This is a genomic window from Ensifer adhaerens (assembly GCF_028993555.1).
Classification (GTDB): Bacteria; Pseudomonadota; Alphaproteobacteria; order Rhizobiales; family Rhizobiaceae; genus Ensifer; species Ensifer adhaerens_I.
Genome location: NZ_CP118612.1, coordinates 67337 through 82653 on the forward strand (window position 1 = coordinate 67337; position 15317 = coordinate 82653).

General features: G+C 59.3%; 12 protein-coding genes and 1 pseudogene. 12 read left to right on the top strand and 1 reads right to left on the bottom strand.

What is annotated here, in order from left to right:
* Positions 1-9: 9 nt before the first annotated feature.
* The 7 genes and pseudogenes from PWG15_RS33070 (at position 10) to PWG15_RS33100 (ending at position 7260) form a co-directional block, all read left to right on the top strand.
* Positions 10-894: an SMP-30/gluconolactonase/LRE family protein gene (locus PWG15_RS33070; RefSeq protein WP_275027699.1), complete on the top strand. Its 885-nt coding sequence runs from the start codon at positions 10-12 to the stop codon at positions 892-894.
* A gap of 8 nt (positions 895-902) precedes the next feature.
* Entirely contained in the window at positions 903-1661 is a 759-nt protein-coding gene (locus PWG15_RS33075; protein ID WP_275027700.1) for an SDR family NAD(P)-dependent oxidoreductase, read from the top strand.
* An 11-nt stretch (positions 1662-1672) separates the two neighbouring features.
* Positions 1673-3664 (top strand): alpha-glucosidase, encoded by a 1992-nt coding sequence (locus PWG15_RS33080; protein ID WP_275027701.1) that lies wholly within the window; start codon positions 1673-1675, stop codon positions 3662-3664.
* A gap of 2 nt (positions 3665-3666) precedes the next feature.
* Positions 3667-4437, top strand: a complete 771-nt coding sequence (locus PWG15_RS33085; RefSeq protein WP_275027702.1) for a sulfite exporter TauE/SafE family protein — start codon at positions 3667-3669, stop codon at positions 4435-4437.
* Positions 4434-5903: an NAD-dependent succinate-semialdehyde dehydrogenase gene (locus tag PWG15_RS33090; RefSeq protein WP_275027703.1), complete on the top strand. Its 1470-nt coding sequence runs from the start codon at positions 4434-4436 to the stop codon at positions 5901-5903. Before PWG15_RS33085 ends, PWG15_RS33090 begins: the two co-directional genes overlap by 4 nt.
* 2 nt (positions 5904-5905) lie before the next feature.
* Positions 5906-6058 (top strand): annotated as a pseudogene (locus tag PWG15_RS33095) (FAD-dependent oxidoreductase); the annotation flags it as partial.
* Positions 6059-6180: 122 nt separating this feature from the next.
* Positions 6181-7260 carry an alcohol dehydrogenase family protein gene (locus tag PWG15_RS33100; protein WP_275027704.1) on the top strand — a complete coding sequence of 360 codons (1080 nt, stop codon included), beginning with the start codon at positions 6181-6183 and terminating at the stop codon, positions 7258-7260.
* Between the two features lie 259 nt (positions 7261-7519).
* Here the strand turns inward: PWG15_RS33100 and PWG15_RS33105 are convergent, their stop codons facing one another.
* Positions 7520-8398, bottom strand: a complete 879-nt coding sequence (locus PWG15_RS33105; protein WP_275027705.1) for a LysR family transcriptional regulator — start codon at positions 8396-8398, stop codon at positions 7520-7522.
* Between the two features lie 126 nt (positions 8399-8524).
* Here PWG15_RS33105 and PWG15_RS33110 point away from each other — a divergent pair, with 126 nt between their 5' ends.
* From PWG15_RS33110 to PWG15_RS33130, 5 genes are all read left to right on the top strand, one after another.
* Positions 8525-10129 carry a GMC family oxidoreductase gene (locus PWG15_RS33110; protein WP_275027706.1) on the top strand — a complete coding sequence of 535 codons (1605 nt, stop codon included), beginning with the start codon at positions 8525-8527 and terminating at the stop codon, positions 10127-10129.
* An 18-nt stretch (positions 10130-10147) separates the two neighbouring features.
* Positions 10148-11356, top strand: a complete 1209-nt coding sequence (locus PWG15_RS33115) for a mandelate racemase/muconate lactonizing enzyme family protein (RefSeq protein WP_275027707.1) — start codon at positions 10148-10150, stop codon at positions 11354-11356.
* 27 nt (positions 11357-11383) lie between these two features.
* On the top strand, positions 11384-12814 hold the full coding sequence (locus PWG15_RS33120) for an aldehyde dehydrogenase family protein (RefSeq protein WP_275027708.1): 1431 nt from the start codon (positions 11384-11386) through the stop codon (positions 12812-12814).
* Positions 12815-12908: 94 nt separating this feature from the next.
* Complete coding sequence (locus PWG15_RS33125) at positions 12909-14228, top strand: MFS transporter (RefSeq protein WP_275027709.1); 1320 nt, start codon at positions 12909-12911, stop codon at positions 14226-14228.
* Between the two features lie 95 nt (positions 14229-14323).
* Complete coding sequence (locus tag PWG15_RS33130; protein ID WP_275027710.1) at positions 14324-15223, top strand: NAD(P)-dependent oxidoreductase; 900 nt, start codon at positions 14324-14326, stop codon at positions 15221-15223.
* The last annotated feature ends 94 nt before the right edge of the window (positions 15224-15317 follow it).

The window sequence follows — 15317 nt, forward strand, 5'->3', positions numbered from 1 at the left end:
GACGAGGCGGTGGAACACGTATTTACCCCGGTTCTCGATTTCCAGGCGGCGCTCGGCGAATGCCCGCTTTGGTCGGTTGCCGACCAAATGCTCTATTTCGTCGACATCAAGCGCTGCTGCATCCACCGCTTCGACCCGGCGACGGGGGCGCTTGCGACAACGAGGCTCCCGGAGGAAGTCGGCTGCATCGGTCTCGTCGAGGGCGGCGGGTTCATCGCCGGATTGCGCTCCGGTCTCTGGATGCTTGAAGCCGACGGCACGCCACGCGGGATGCTTGCCGCAAATCCCGAGGACCAGGAAATCAGCCGTTTCAACGACGGCAGCGTCGATCCGGCTGGCCGCTTTGTCGCCGGTACGGTTGACGAAACGCGGGAAAGGGGCTTTGCAAGCCTCTACCGCTACGATGCCAGCGGCCTCACCCGCCTTGCTGATGGGTTGCTCACGTCGAACGGCGTCGCTTTTTCGCCGGACGGCCGACGGCTCTACCATTCCGACACCCTGCGCTACACGCTCTACACCTATGACTACGACCCTGCGACAGGCGCGGCGACGAACCGACAGGTCTTCGCCCGCTTCGGCTCCGATACGGACAAGGGCCGCCCGGATGGTGGAGCCGTCGACACCGAAGGCTGCTACTGGACGGCTCTTTTCGAGGGTGGTCGCGTGCAGCGCTATGCGCCCGATGGCCGGCTGCTTGCCGAGTACCCTGTTCCCGCCAAGTGTCCGACCATGGTCGCTTTCGGCGGGCCGGATCTGAAGACGCTCTACTGCACCAGCGCGCGCGTTGGCCGGCCGGAAGAGGAGCTCGCCACCTTTCCGCTCTCCGGGGCGCTCTTCACCATGCGCACCGAGGTTGCCGGCCTCGCCCGGCCTCTGTTCAACCCAAGCTGCTGAGATCCGCCATGACCTATGACACAGTTCGCTATCGATCGCTCGAAAGTCGCAACGTACTGATCACCGGCGGCGCTTCAGGTATCGGCGAGGCCATGGTGGCGGCCTTCCGCAGCCAAGGTTCGCGCGTGTCCTTTCTCGATATCGATGAGGACGCAGGCAAGGCGACGGCAGACAAAACAGGCGCGGATTTCTACGGCTGCGACCTGACGGACATCCCGGCCCTGCGCGATGCAGTAGCGAAGGTCGAGGAGCGACATGGGGCGGTGGACGTGCTTGTCAACAATGCCGGGAAGGACGACCGCCACAGCATGGACGAGGTCGAACCGGACTATTGGCGACGCATGTTGGCGCTCAATCTCGATCACCAGTTCTTCGCCACGCAGGCCGTATCGAAAGGTATGCGGGAGAAGGGCGGCGGCTCCATCGTCATGATGGGCTCGGTCTCGTGGATGCGCGGCAATCCGGTCATGGTTGGTTACACGACGGCCAAAGCCGCGATCAATGGAATGACGCGTACGCTTGCTCGCGACCTCGGGCCCTCGGGCATCCGCGTCAACTGCATCGTGCCGGGCGCGATTGTTACGGAACGCCAGAAGGCGCTCTGGGCCGGTCCGGCAGAGGACCAGAAATTTATCGATTTGCAATCACTGAAGTTCCGCCTCGACGCCAGCCATGTCGCCCGTTTGGCGCTGTTCCTTGGCTCGGAAGAAAGCAGCGGCTGCACTGGCGCGAACTTCATCGTCGATGCCGGGCTGACCCAGAATTGAGTACGACACCCATGAAACTTGAGACAACCCCAACCGGCTTCACTCTATCGGTCGATGGCCAGGTCATCCTTCGCCACAGCGCGTCTTCCCCGTGCATCTATGCCGGCCACGGCGAAGAACGCATGGAAATGTACCGCGGCAACTTCGAAATCGAGGATTACGTCGTTGAGCGGAGCCCGCTCGCGCACGCCGAAATCGACGGCTGCCACATCATGCTTTCCGAGGCCGAGGGCCAAAAAGTACGTTTGGCCCTGACAGTCCTCGACGGTTCCATCGAACTTACGGCGGTGGATCCGTCGGTAAACAGGCTCTGGATCCGTGTCGTTGCCGATCACGACGAACATGTGTGGGGCGGCGGCGAGCAGATGTCCTATTTCGACATGCGCGGTCGTCGCTTTCCGCTCTGGACATCGGAACCGGGCGTGGGCCGTGACAAGACCAGCGAAATAACCTTCAAGTCGAATGTCAAGGATCGTGCTGGAGGCGACTACTTCAACACCAATTATCCGCAGCCGACCTTCGTCTCCTCGGCCCGCTACGCTTTGCATGTGGAAACGTCGGCCTATTCAGTCTTCGATTTTCGCCGCAAGACGTTCCATGAGATCGAGACCTGGGCGGTTCCCGAACGCATCGAGATCTTCAGCGGAAACACATTCGTCGAGTTGGTCGAAAAGCTTTCACTGCGGTTTGGACGCCAGCCGACGCTTCCCGACTGGGTCTACAACGGCGCGATCGTCGGATTGAAGGACGGGGTGAACTCCTTTGCGCGCCTTCAGAAAATGAAGGAGGCGGGTGTTCGCGTATCTGGGCTGTGGTGCGAGGATTGGGTCGGTTTGCGGCAGACGTCCTTTGGCGCACGGCTGTTTTGGGATTGGCAAGCAAACGAAGAAAGATATCCAGGACTGAGGCAGCGCATAGCGCAACTAAATGACGAAGGCGTTCGTTTTCTGGGCTACGTAAATCCCTATCTCTGCGTCGACGGCCCACTGTTTGCGGAAGCTGAGACCGCAGGTTACTTCGCCAAAGACGAGTTCGGCCGCACTGCACTGGTTGATTTCGGCGAGTTCGACTGCGGTGTCGTCGATTTCACCAATCCGGAAGCGGCGGAGTGGTTCGCCGATGAGATCATTGGTGGAAAGATGCTCGACTACGGCCTTTCCGGCTGGATGGCCGACTTCGGGGAATACCTTCCGATCGATGTGGAACTCGCGAACGGAATCGACGCCAAGCTGATGCACAATCAGTGGCCGACTCTTTGGGCCGAGGTGAATGCCAGAGCTGTCGCCAGCCGCGGGAAGACCGGCGAAGCCTTATTCTTCATGCGCGCCGGCTTCACTGGCGTTCAGAAGCACTGCCCACTGCTGTGGGGTGGTGACCAGTCGGTCGATTTTTCTCGACATGACGGACTGGTGACGGTCATCTGCGCTGCGTTGTCGTCGGGGCTTCTGGGCAATGCCTATCATCACTCGGATATCGGCGGATACACGAGCCTGTTCGGGAATGTCCGCACCCCGGAACTGCTCATGCGCTGGGCGGAAATGGCCGCCTTCACCCCCGTAATGCGCAGTCACGAGGGCAATCGCCCCCGCGAAAACGTTCAGATCGACCAGGATCCGGAAGTGCTTGCTCACTTCGCGAGGATGACGAGCATCTACGTGCATCTGGCGCCTTATCTGAAGGCACTTTCGAACGAGGCGTCGACCCGCGGTTTACCGGTTCAAAGGCCGCTGTTCCTGCACCACGAGGACGACCGCGCCACCTATGCCATCCAGGACGCTTATCTCTACGGCGCGGATCTGCTCGTCGCGCCGGTCTGGAAGGCCGGTGAAGAGAAGCGTACCGTCTATCTGCCTAAGGGGACGCGTTGGGTGCATGTCTGGGGCGGCGATGCATATGACGGCGGCTGCGAGGCGACCGTTCACGCGCCGCTCGGCCAGCCGGCGGTGTTCTACCGCGAGGGCGCGGCGCAGGCAAAGCTCTTCGCGGGCATCGGGGCGCTCTGACCATGAGCGTGTCGAGCCTTACCGTCCTGCTGTTGCTTGCGGCGGGCGCTTCCTATGTGCAGACGCTAACCGGTTTCGCGCTCGGCCTTCTGTTCATGGGCGGCGTGGGGCTGACAGGCGTCGTGCCGCTGCCCGATGCCGCCGTGCTCGTCGGTGTGTTCGTCATCTTTAATGCGGCTCAGGTGCTGGTCAAGGGCTGGCGCGATATCGCAGGGCGGGAGTTCCTGCTGGTGATTTTCGTCAGTCTCGCCTTCCTCGTTATCGGCTATTGGATCCTTGGGCTTTTGGTTTCCTCCTCGCTCGACTGGCTGAAGCTGGTACTCGGCGCGATCATCGTCCTGTCCAGCATCCAACTTCTCCTTCGGCCCGCACCGCTTAAGAAGCCCTCGGGCCCGGCGTCCTTCGCCTTTTTTGGGGCCATTGCCGGCGTCATGGGCGGACTCTTTTCCACCGCCGGGCCGCCGCTCGTCTACCATCTCTATCGCCAGCCGCTGCGTCCGGCCGCCATTCGAGAGACGCTCGTTGCCGTCTTCGCCGTAAATGCGGTGCTTCGCCTGCTGCTTGTCGCGGGAGCGGGCGCCATGCCGTCGGCCTCCTTCTGGTGGGGGCTGCTGTGCATTCCGGTCGTGATGGCCTTCACCGCGCTCGCCCGCCGCTATCCGCCGCCGCTGACCCCGACGGGCCTGCGCCGCGTCGCCTTCTGCCTGCTGTTCCTGTCCGGCATTTCGCTTGCCGCTCCCGCCTTCCTCAAGCTTTTCGGAGATCTTTCATGACGCACTCGCTCAAGTCAGCACTCAAGGATGCAAGCCTGCTCATCGACAAGGCCTTCGTCGGCGGTCAGTGGGTTTCGGCCGCCGATGGGCGCACTTTCGCCGTTACCGATCCTTTCGACGGTTCGGTGATCGTAGACGTTCCGTCGCTGTCGCGCGAGGAAGTCGCCGCCGCCATCGATGCGGCCGAGACTGCGCAGAAACTTTGGGCCAAGCGCACCGCCAAGGAGCGCGCCAAGGTGCTGAACACCTGGTTCCAGCTCATCCTCGAGAATGCAGATGATCTGGCGCTAATCCTAACCTCGGAACAGGGGAAACCGCTTGCCGAGGCCAGGGGCGAGGTGATCTCCAACGCTGCCTACCTCGAATGGTTCGCCGAAGAGGCCAAACGCATCGACGGCGATATCATCCCCGGCGCCAATGCGGGCCAGCGCATCATGGTGCTGAAGCAGCCCGTCGGCGTCTGCGCCGCCATCACGCCGTGGAATTTCCCGAACGGCATGATCACCCGCAAAGCCGGGCCTGCGCTAGCGGCCGGCTGCTCCATGCTCCTGAAGCCCGCCTCGCAGACGCCACTCTCGGCGTTGGCGCTCGCCGTGCTCGCCGAGCGGGCGGGTGTGCCGGCGGGGGTGTTTTCCGTCGTCACCGGCGAGGCGCGGCCGATCGGCACGGAGTTCTGCCATAACCCGAAGATCGCCAAGATCACCTTCACCGGCTCGACCGGCGTTGGCCGCTGGCTGATGAAGGAAGCCGCGGACGGCATCAAGCGTCTGTCACTGGAGCTTGGCGGCAACGCGCCGTTCATCGTCTTCGACGACGCCGATCTCGATGCGGCCGTGGAAGGCGCCATGATCTCGAAGTTCCGCAATGCCGGGCAGACCTGCGTCTGCGCCAACCGCATCTATGTGCAGGAAAGCGTCGTTGAAGCCTTCACAGAAAAGCTGCTGGCGAAGGTCTCGGCCATAACGCTCGGTCGTGGCACGGCGGTTGGCGTCACCCAGGGTCCGCTGATCGACAACAAGGCCGTCGACAAGATCGAGGAGCATGTGGCTGACGCGCTGGAAAAGGGCGGACGGCTGGTTGCGGGCGGTAAGCGCAGCGCGCTCGGCGGCACCTTCTACGAGCCGACCGTCATCACAGGCGTCACGCAGGCCATGAAGGTCGCGAGCGAGGAAACCTTTGCCCCGCTTGCCCCGATCATCAGCTTCAAGGATGAGGAGGAGGTCATCGCCATGGCGAACGACAGCGAATACGGCCTCGCCTCCTATTTCTACGCGAAGGACATGGCGCGCGTCTGGCGTGTCGCCGAGGCGCTGGAGGCCGGTATCGTCGGCGTCAACTCGGGCCTGATCGCCAACGAAATGGCTCCTTTCGGCGGCGTCAAGCAGTCGGGTCTCGGCCGTGAAGGCTCGAAGTACGGCATCGAGGGCTTCCTCGAACTGAAGTATGTCTGTGTTGCCGGACTGTGAAGATGGCCTTCGACTACGACATTCTCGTCATCGGCGGCGGCGCTAATGGCTGCGGCGTCGCGCGCGATGCTGCCGGCTACAAGGTGCTGCTCGCCGAAATGAACGACCTCGCGAGCGGCACGTCGTCGGCCTCCACCAAACTCATTCATGGCGGTGCCCCACATCATCTCCTCGCGTGCATGGTTGAAATCGACGCCGACTCTCGGGTGGTTATCCATCGACGTGGAGGCGGAACTCTCGCATTGTTTTATCACTTACATTTGACGATGATGGCCGAATGCAGCTCGAACACAGCCAAGTACCTAGCGAAATGAAGGCGGTCGTGACCACTGGTATTGGAGGTTACGACAAGCTCGAGCTCATGAGGGTAAGAGTCCCCGTTCCCGGCCCCGGTCAAGTGGTGCTAAAAGTTCTCGCAGCGGGAGTGAATAACACCGATATCAACACGCGCCTCGGCTGGTATTCACATTCGGTCACTGAGGGCACCGGAGACACGATCGCAACCGAACGCTCCGATGGCGGCTGGCAGGGAGCCACACCCTTTCCAATTATCCAAGGTGCTGACTGCTGCGGGCAAATCGTCTCGGTGGGCGCAAACTGTGATGAAAATCGCCTTGGTCAACGTGTTCTGGTGCGACCCTGCATACGCAAGTTCGGTTTCGACCGGATGGACCACATCTGGATGGGGTCTGATTTCGACGGTTCCTTCGCGCAATATGTAACGGTTCCCGAAAGCGAAGCTTTTGCAGTGCGTTCTGATTGGAGCGATGCCCAACTCGCGACGATACCGTGCGCCTACGGCACGGCTGAGAACATGGTCCACCGCGCAGGCATAGCGGCGGGCATGCGTATCCTTGTGCCCGGAGCATCGGGTGGGGTCGGATCAGCGCTTGTGCAACTCTGCAGGCGCCGCGACGCAGAGATTGTTGCCGTGACCGCTGCCTCGAAGCGCGATGCGATTTCGCGAATTGGCGCACACCACGTTCTGTCACGCGAGGATGATCTGTTGGGATTGTTGGGGCCGGAAAGTATCGATGTGGTTATCGATAACGTGGCTGGGGCTGAGTTCGGTACGATGCTGAAACTGCTTCGGCCCGGTGGGCGGTATGTCTCATCCGGCGCGATTGCAGGGCCAATCGTTGCCCTCGACATGCGGGACATGTATCTCAAGGACATCACGCTGATCGGCTGCACGGCGTGGGACGAGCCGGTGTTTCGAAATCTCATTGGCTATGTTGAGAGGGATGAAATTAGGCCACTTCTGGCCAGAACCTACCCGCTCGACCAGATCATCGGGGCGCAGAAGGATTTTCAGGAGAAGCGCCACATCGGAAAGTTCGTACTAATCCCGTCATAACGACACCCGATTAGACATGACGGGCCTTCTGGGTAGCCTGACATCACCGAGCCACCTCCTGCCGACCTCGAGGGCTACGGCTATATATGCGGGCCGTAGGTGCAACAAGTTATTGAACACGGTAACGTGGCAGTTCGCCACTCGCGCCGCCTTTGGCTGAGACCACCGCGCGGATCTGCGGATCTCGTGTTGTGAGGGGACGGACGGGCATCCACGGACGGCGTATATCTGGCTCCCGAAGTTCCTTCACGGTGTTTTCTTACAAAGCCGTCATGAGCCAGTCGCAGAAAATCTGAACCTCTTCGCCAGGGTTAGATTTGCCGCCGCGGACTAAGAAATGGGCCAATCTGATCGGAAGCCGATAATCGAAGGGAGCAATGAGAAGACCCTGCTCAAGGTAATGGTCCGCGAAACGCTTTAGCACCATCACGGAACCCGCGCGAGCGATCGCCGATTGCAGCGCAATAAACGAGGAGTCCACCTTGAACCATTCACCGGTTGTTTGAAGATTCAATCCGTGCTGTTCGGACAATTGACCCCAGTCGGATTCAGACCCCATAATGCTGACAATCCTGCCCCCAGCCAAGGCTTGAATGGTCAGCGGCTGCGGAAAGGATGCAGCATACTCTGGATGGCAAACCGGGATTGCGTATTCATGGCCGAGATGCTGCACGGTGCCATCGTCCCAATCCCCTGTGCCATAACGAATATCGATGTCGGCGGGATCATCGTCGAACTTGTCCGCCCAGACAAAGGACGTCAACTGGACTGAAATGTCGGGATGCAACGCATAGAATTCAGCAATACGCGGCGCAATGACAAGCCCTGCAAACGAAATGGAAGCGCGCACGCGCACTGTTCGCATCGTTGAATTTCGAAACAGGCTGTTAGTGGCTGACATCATGTCTGCGAAGGATCGCCGGATGGGCTGGGCGTATGCTTTGCCAGTGTCCGTCAGGGTCACACCCCGCGGAAGCCTCACGAACAATTCTGTGCCGAGCTTGCGCTCCAGAAGTCGTATTTGCTGGCTAACTGCTGCAGGGGTCATCCCCAATTCTTCTGCTGCTGCCGAGAAGCTGGCATGTCGAGCCGCTGCTTCGAAACTGTGGAGCCACGTGACATGGGGCAGCCTAGCCATACTTTACCTGCAATGAAAATAATGCCTTTGCTTACGAAAGCATTGTTTGTGTTGTAAGTCCAGGCCTGCGATAGACCTCCCCATAACCGCGAATGTCCACATGTCAGTTGGGAGGCTGGTCGGGCGATGAATGAAGCTCCATTTGACTACATCATCGCAGGCGCTGGATCCGCGGGTTGCGTCTTGGCGAACAAACTGAGTGAAAACCCTCGACACAAGGTATTGCTGATCGAAGCCGGAGGCAGCGACGCAAGATTTTGGATCAAGGTCCCGTTGGGATATGCGAAGACCTTTGCCGATCGAGCCGTGAACTGGGGTTATACGACCGAGCCCGACCCCGGCCTGAATGGGCGGCAGGCATATTGGCCACGTGGACGGGTGATCGGGGGGTCAAGCTCAATCAATGCGATGGCATATTTGAGGGGTTTGCCCCATGACTTTGACGATTGGGAGCGCGCAGGTGCGACTGGATGGAACTGGGAGGTCGTCCGCAAAACCTATGAAGCGCTAGAATGCCAGGTCGAGGGTGCCATCGAAAAGGGAAGCGGACCCCTTCTGGTGAGCGACGTCAGTGCGGATATGCACCCTTTTGTGCTGAACTTCCTGGATGCCGCTCGTGAAATGGGGTGGACGGTCGCCCGCAACTTGAACGGTGAGGATGCCGAAGGGCTCATGCGCATGCGCAGCACGGTTCGCAACGGTCGACGTTGGTCGGCTGCGGACGCATTCCTTCGGCCAGCAATGAAGCGATCAAACCTGCGCGTCATCTCGCGGGCATTCGTTGAAAAGCTCATCGTTGAAAATGGGCGCGCAGCCGGCGTCCAGATCCGCTCAGGCGGGGTCCAACATATCGTCGGGGCGAACAAGGAAGTAATCTTATCCGCGGGCGCCATTAACTCTCCCCAGATTCTTCAATTGTCAGGAATTGGCCCGGCGGCACTGCTGGAGGCGCATGGCATCAAGGTTTTGCATGAACTGCCCGAAGTCGGCAAAGGCTTGCAAGATCATTTGGCGGTTTCACAATACTATCGCGCGAATGAGCCTACATTGAACAGCACCTTGGGAACCGGTCTTGGCAGGGTCTTGGCAGGGCTCCGCTATATCCTGACGCGCAAGGGACCGCTTAGTATACCTGTAAATCAGATTAGCGGGTACGTCCGCTCATCGCCGGAATCGGAAGTTCCCGATGTGCAGGTGTACTGCAATCCGATGTCTTACATTACACACACTTCAGGCGCGGTGGCCGTGGATCCTGCTCCGGGATTTCTCCTGTGCGTCCAACCCAGCCGCCCAACCAGCCGGGGTCAAGTGACAATTGCCTCGGCCAATCCCGCGGACCCGCCGCTGATCCAGCCCAATTCGCTCGCTACCTCTGAGGATTGCGAAACGGTGATCAAGGCCAGCCGACTTCTTAAAAAATTGGCTCAGACAAAAGCTATCCGCGCAGTGACCGAGGCGCCACTTCAGCCCGACATCTCCACCATGGACGATGCTGCGCTACTGGAGAACTTTCGTAGTCGCGCGGGCACAGTTTTCCATCCAAGTTGCACTTGCCGGATGGGCCAGGATGCGAGCGATTCCGTGTTGGACGCACGCTTGCGTGTTCATGGAATGAAGGGGCTTCGCGTTGTCGATGCGTCGGCCTTTCCCAATGTCACGTCCGGCAACACCAACGGTCCAACCATCATGTTGGCTGCGCGAGCTGCCGAGCTGATTTTACAAGATGCGTGATCGCAAAGGGCCCAGTTCATGAAGCTTGATCGGATAGAGACTTTCGTTGTCGCCAACCCGCCGCCGCGACACGGCGGCCGGTATTTCATCTTCGTCCGCCTGACCACCGCCTGTGGTATCACTGGGGTTGGCGAAATCTACAACGCCACCTTCGGCCCGGACCTTTGCGCGGCGATGGCCGTCGACATGTTCACCCGCCAGTTCGAAGGCAGCGATCCACATCATATCGAGCGGATTTGGCGCAGATGCTATGGCGCCGGCTTCACGATGCGCCCCGACGTGACCGTGATGGGCGTCCTGAGTGGCCTCGAAATGGCCTGCTGGGATATCGTAGGCAAGGCCGCCGACCAGCCTGTCTATCAATTGCTTGGCGGCAAGGTTCACGAGCGGCTGCGCAGCTACACCTATCTTTATCCCCCGCATGGTGACGTCTATCCCGATCCGAGCCTTCCCAACGTCTATAACGATCCGGATATCGCCGCCGAAGTCGCCGCTTCCGCCGTTGAAGAGGGCTTCACGGCCGTCAAGTTCGATCCGGCCGGCCCTTATACGATCTATGACGGTCATCAGCCGCGCATGGAAGATTTGTGGCGGTCGGAAGCTTTCTGCAAACGCATCCGGCAAGCCGTCGGCAACAGGGCCGACCTCCTGATCGGCACCCATGGGCAGTTCACTGTTTCCGGCGCAAAACGCCTGGCGCGGCGACTGGAAGCCTACGATCCGCTTTGGTTCGAGGAGCCCATCCCGCCGGAAAATCCCGCCGACATGGCCGAGGTGGCACGCTTTACCTCGATCCCTGTCGCAGCAGGAGAGCGGTTGACGACGAAGCACGAATTTGCTCGCCTGCTCGAGGCGGGCGCGGCCTCGATCCTGCAAATGAACCTCGGTCGTGTCGGCGGCATGCTGGAAGCGAAAAAGATCGCCGGGATGGCGGAGACGCGATCGGCGCAGATCGCTCCGCATCTCTACTGCGGGCCCGTTGTGGCAGCCGCCAACATCCAGATCGCGACATGCAGCCCGAATTTTCTGATCCTGGAATCGATCGGCCGCTTCGACGGCCCTTTCATGCGGTTTCTAAACGAGCCGATCGTTTGGGAAAACGGCTTCGTTATCCCGCCCACGGCTCCGGGTCTCGGCGTGACGCTGAACGACGAGGCGATCGCCCAAAGCCCCTATACGGGCCCCGAACTGCACCTCAACCTAATCACCGAACCGGTCGCGCCCTGACTTATGTCCCAACGGAATGAGAGATCTATGAAGAAGCTGGACAAATTCTACATTGGTGGTGCCTGGGTCGCGCCCGTATCAGGCACACCGCTTGCCATCACAAACCCCGCCAGCGGCGAAGTTGTTGGTCAGGTGATTTTAGGCGACAGCCGCGATGTCGATGCAGCAGTGGCAGCGGCAAAGCTTGCGTTCAACACCTTTTCGAAGACAAAAAAAGAAGAACGGATTGCCCTGTTGGAGCGGTTGAAAGCGGTATTTTCCTCTCGGCTGGAGGAAATGGCGCAGGCGATAAGCACGGAAATGGGCGCGCCGATTAGCATGGCGCGAGAACAACAGGCTTTTTGCGGCGTCGAACATATCGAGGCGTTTATCGCCGCACTGAAAGGCCAGGCCGAGCGCGAGATCTTAGCCAATGGCGATACGCTGATTCGTGAGCCAATTGGAGTTTGCGGGCTGATTACACCATGGAACTGGCCGATCAGCCAAATAGCGCTGAAAGTGGTACCTGCCTTTGCCACGGGGGCGACCTGTGTGCTTAAGCCGTCAGAATATGCGCCCCTGTCAGCGGCGCTGTTTGCCGAGATCGTGCACGAGGCAGGTTATCCGGCGGGCGTGTTCAATCTCGTGTTCGGCAATGGACAAGAGGTGGGCAGTGCGATGTCGCGCCATCGTGATATCGCGATGATGTCGTTCACGGGATCCACACGCGCGGGCATCTCAGTTTCAAAGGACGCCGCGGATACGGTCAAGCGAGTAACGCTGGAACTGGGCGGCAAATCCCCGAACTTGGTCTTTGCCGACGCCGATTTGGAAACCCGTGTTGCTGCATCGGTCGCCCATTGTTTCTACAATACGGGGCAGTCTTGCAACGCTCCGACTCGGATGCTGGTCGAACGTAGCGTCTACGATCGTGTTCTCGAAATTGCAAAAAAAGTTGCAGAGACGCAAATGGTGGACGATCCCGCCAAGCCCGGCGACCACATTGGCCCATTGTTCAACCAACTGCAATTCGACCGTGTACAGGCCATGATCAAGATGGGTATCGATGAAGGTGCACGCCTTCTGGCGGGGGGGACTGGCAAGCCCGAAGGGCTGGAAAAGGGGTGCTTTGTCAAACCCACAATCTTTGCAGACGTAACCAACGAGATGCGGATTGCGCGCGAAGAAATCTTCGGTCCGGTTCTAGTCATCATTCCCTTCGATACCGAAGCCGAGGCTATCGCCATCGCAAACGACAGCGATTTTGGCCTAGCCGCTTTTCTGCAAACCGGGGACGTGGCTCGGGCTGAGCGCGTTGCTGACGCCCTTCGCGCGGGCACCGTCACAATAAATGGTCAGGCCACGAACTACGGCTCTCCCTTTGGCGGCTATAAGCAATCGGGCAATGGCCGCGAAGGTGGGATCTTCGGGCTCGAGGACTACCAGGAACTGAAGGTTCGTAGCTCCATCCGCGTTTAAGCCCGAGCCCGCCTTGGCGGGCGACCTGGTATTTCACCCCACCTCACTAACCGCACGGTTTCACAGCTTCACACTCTTGGGAGGAGTTAAGGCGATGGCTAAATTCAGTCCGGCCACAGGCATCGGCAATGCGCAACCGCACCAGTCTGGCCTCCAGCGCTATTTTCAATTTTTCATCCTGCTGCTCGCGGCGGGCTCAATCTATCCGCTGATTTATCTTCGCCAGAACTTCGAAACGACAATTCTCGAAACCTTCCACATCTCCAGTTCCGAACTTGGCACCTATTACTCGATGCTCGGCACGATGTTTCTGCTCACCTATCTGCCAAGCGGTTGGTTGGCGGACCGCGTATCACCGCGCCTGCTTCTGACCGTCTCGATGATGGCCACCGGCATTCTGGGTCTTTGGTATGCCAGCATTCCAAATAAGTCGGCCCTGTATTGGATATTTCTTGGCTGGGGCATCTCATCCGGTCTGACTTTCTGGGCGGCGCTCCTGAAGGGCGTTAAAATCCTGGCTCGACCCCATGAACAGGGACGATTCTTTGGCGGTCTGGAAGGGATGCGCGGCCTTGTGGAAGCTATCCTGGCTACCGCCGCGGTTGCGCTATTTAGCTACTACGTTGATGGTAAAGGCCTCGCTGCAGCAGAGACCCTGCCATCGGTCATCATGCTCTATGTCTACAACTCCTTCGCAGTAGCGGTCTTGTGTTTCCTATTTCTGCGTTTGAAGGATGACACCCCGGTCAAGACCGCTGCAAGGAAGACCAGTCTTCTGGCTGATCTCAAGTTCCTCCTGGCAGTGCCCGAGCTTTGGCTTATCGCCATTATCATTCTTTGTGGCTATCAGTTGTTTTGGGCGACCTATTCCTTCTCCGCTTTCCTGCAGGAAAAATACACGATGACGGCAAGCGCCGCCGCGTTTATGACTGTAGCAAAATTGTGGATGCGTCCCATCGGTGGTCTGGGGGCTGGTTTTCTGGGCGACAAGATCGGCCGGGAAAATGTACTGGCGATTACGATGACATTGAGCATTCTCGGGCTGCTGGCGCTGCTGTTTCTGCCATCGACGGCTGGCAGTTCCGTCCTGCTGTTTGTCGTATTGCTGATCGGGGTGATGACCTACGCCACTCGAGGCTTATATTGGTCGATCCTTGAAAGTCGCAATATCCCGACCCGGGTGACAGGGCTCGCCATCGGCGTGATTTCCCTGATCGCATATACACCTGACATTTATCTCCCTAAACTGAATGGGTACCTTGCTGATCACTATACGGGACTCGCAGTTTATCAGATGTACTTCGGCTTCATCGCTGCGTCGGGTATCCTTGGTCTGCTTGCCATAGGTTTTCTGAAGTCACGGACGAAAATGAGAGCGGCGGCTCAAATACCGGCCACGGCGGCCGCGGAATAGTAAGGCTCCGGGCTGAGAAAAATCCGGCTCTGCTGCGTGGCGGTTTCGCCTCCGCTTACAAATTCACCTTTCGGTTTAACAAGGATCGAATGCCAATGATCTACGGCTATATCGGGCTAGGAAATCTCGGAGGGCACCTTGCTGCCAGCCTGCTCAAGGCCGGCTTCAAGGTGGTCGTGCATGATCGCCACAAACATCTTTCAGATCGCCTCGTTGCAGAAGGGGCGACCTGGGTGGATTCTCCGGAAGACATGGCGCGGCAGTGCGATGCTGTGATCACCTGCCTACCCTCACCATCTGTTTCCGAGCAGGTTCTTAACCAGTTACTTTCCGACCTGAGACCCGGATCGACCTGGATCGAGATGTCGACGCTCAGCCGTGATGAAATTCTTCGTCTAGCTGCCGTTGCGGCGAGGCATGGCGTGCGGACGATGGAACTGCCGGTGACGGGTGGCGTGCATCTTGCCGCGCATGGAAAGATTACCATGCTTGCCGGGGGCGACAACGACCTCTTTGACACCCATTTGCCCGCGCTCGAAGCCATGGGCAACAAGATTTTCCACATGGGTACGCTTGGCAATGCTGCGATCCTCAAGGTGATCACCAACATGCTGGCCTTCATCCACCTCAAGGCATGCAGCGAAGCGCTAATGTTGGCCCGGCGCGGCGGCCTCGATCTCGGTCAGGCCTGGCACGCCATCAAGGCTTCCTCGGGCAACTCCTTCGTCCACGAGACGGAGGGCGCTCTCATCCTCAACGGATCGTACGATGTCGCCTTCAACATTGACCTGGCGCTGAAGGATCTCGGATTTGCCATGGCGTTCGGCCGTGAATTCGGCGTCCCGCTCGACCTTGCGGGGGTCACCCAGCAAACTTACGTTGCCGCCAAGGCGGCCTATGGCGGCAACGCCGAATCGCCGATGATCGCCAAGCTTCTGGAAGACCTGCTCAAGACCGATCTGCGTGCACCGGGCTTTCCGGCCCGGCTGGAGTAATGAACCGCGGCATCGCGACGGGAGCCGAGGGGATAGCGTCGCTCGCCGAAGCCTGGGTGCCGAAACAGTCCCGGATGATGTTGCCTCTGCTTGA

Bases quoted from the DNA above. Each gene is read 5' to 3' on its own strand.
- PWG15_RS33085 (WP_275027702.1), top strand. From the start codon at position 3,667: ATGAGCGTGTCGAGCCTTACCGTCCTGCTGTTGCTTGCGGCGGGCGCT.
- PWG15_RS33110 (WP_275027706.1), top strand. From the start codon at position 8,525: ATGAATGAAGCTCCATTTGACTACATCATCGCAGGCGCTGGATCCGCG.
- PWG15_RS33100 (WP_275027704.1), top strand. From the start codon at position 6,181: ATGCAGCTCGAACACAGCCAAGTACCTAGCGAAATGAAGGCGGTCGTG.
- PWG15_RS33080 (WP_275027701.1), top strand. From the start codon at position 1,673: ATGAAACTTGAGACAACCCCAACCGGCTTCACTCTATCGGTCGATGGC.
- PWG15_RS33115 (WP_275027707.1), top strand. From the start codon at position 10,148: ATGAAGCTTGATCGGATAGAGACTTTCGTTGTCGCCAACCCGCCGCCG.
- PWG15_RS33125 (WP_275027709.1), top strand. From the start codon at position 12,909: ATGGCTAAATTCAGTCCGGCCACAGGCATCGGCAATGCGCAACCGCAC.
- PWG15_RS33090 (WP_275027703.1), top strand. From the start codon at position 4,434: ATGACGCACTCGCTCAAGTCAGCACTCAAGGATGCAAGCCTGCTCATC.
- PWG15_RS33075 (WP_275027700.1), top strand. From the start codon at position 903: ATGACCTATGACACAGTTCGCTATCGATCGCTCGAAAGTCGCAACGTA.
- PWG15_RS33130 (WP_275027710.1), top strand. From the start codon at position 14,324: ATGATCTACGGCTATATCGGGCTAGGAAATCTCGGAGGGCACCTTGCT.
- PWG15_RS33120 (WP_275027708.1), top strand. From the start codon at position 11,384: ATGAAGAAGCTGGACAAATTCTACATTGGTGGTGCCTGGGTCGCGCCC.
- PWG15_RS33105 (WP_275027705.1), bottom strand. From the start codon at position 8,398: ATGGCTAGGCTGCCCCATGTCACGTGGCTCCACAGTTTCGAAGCAGCG.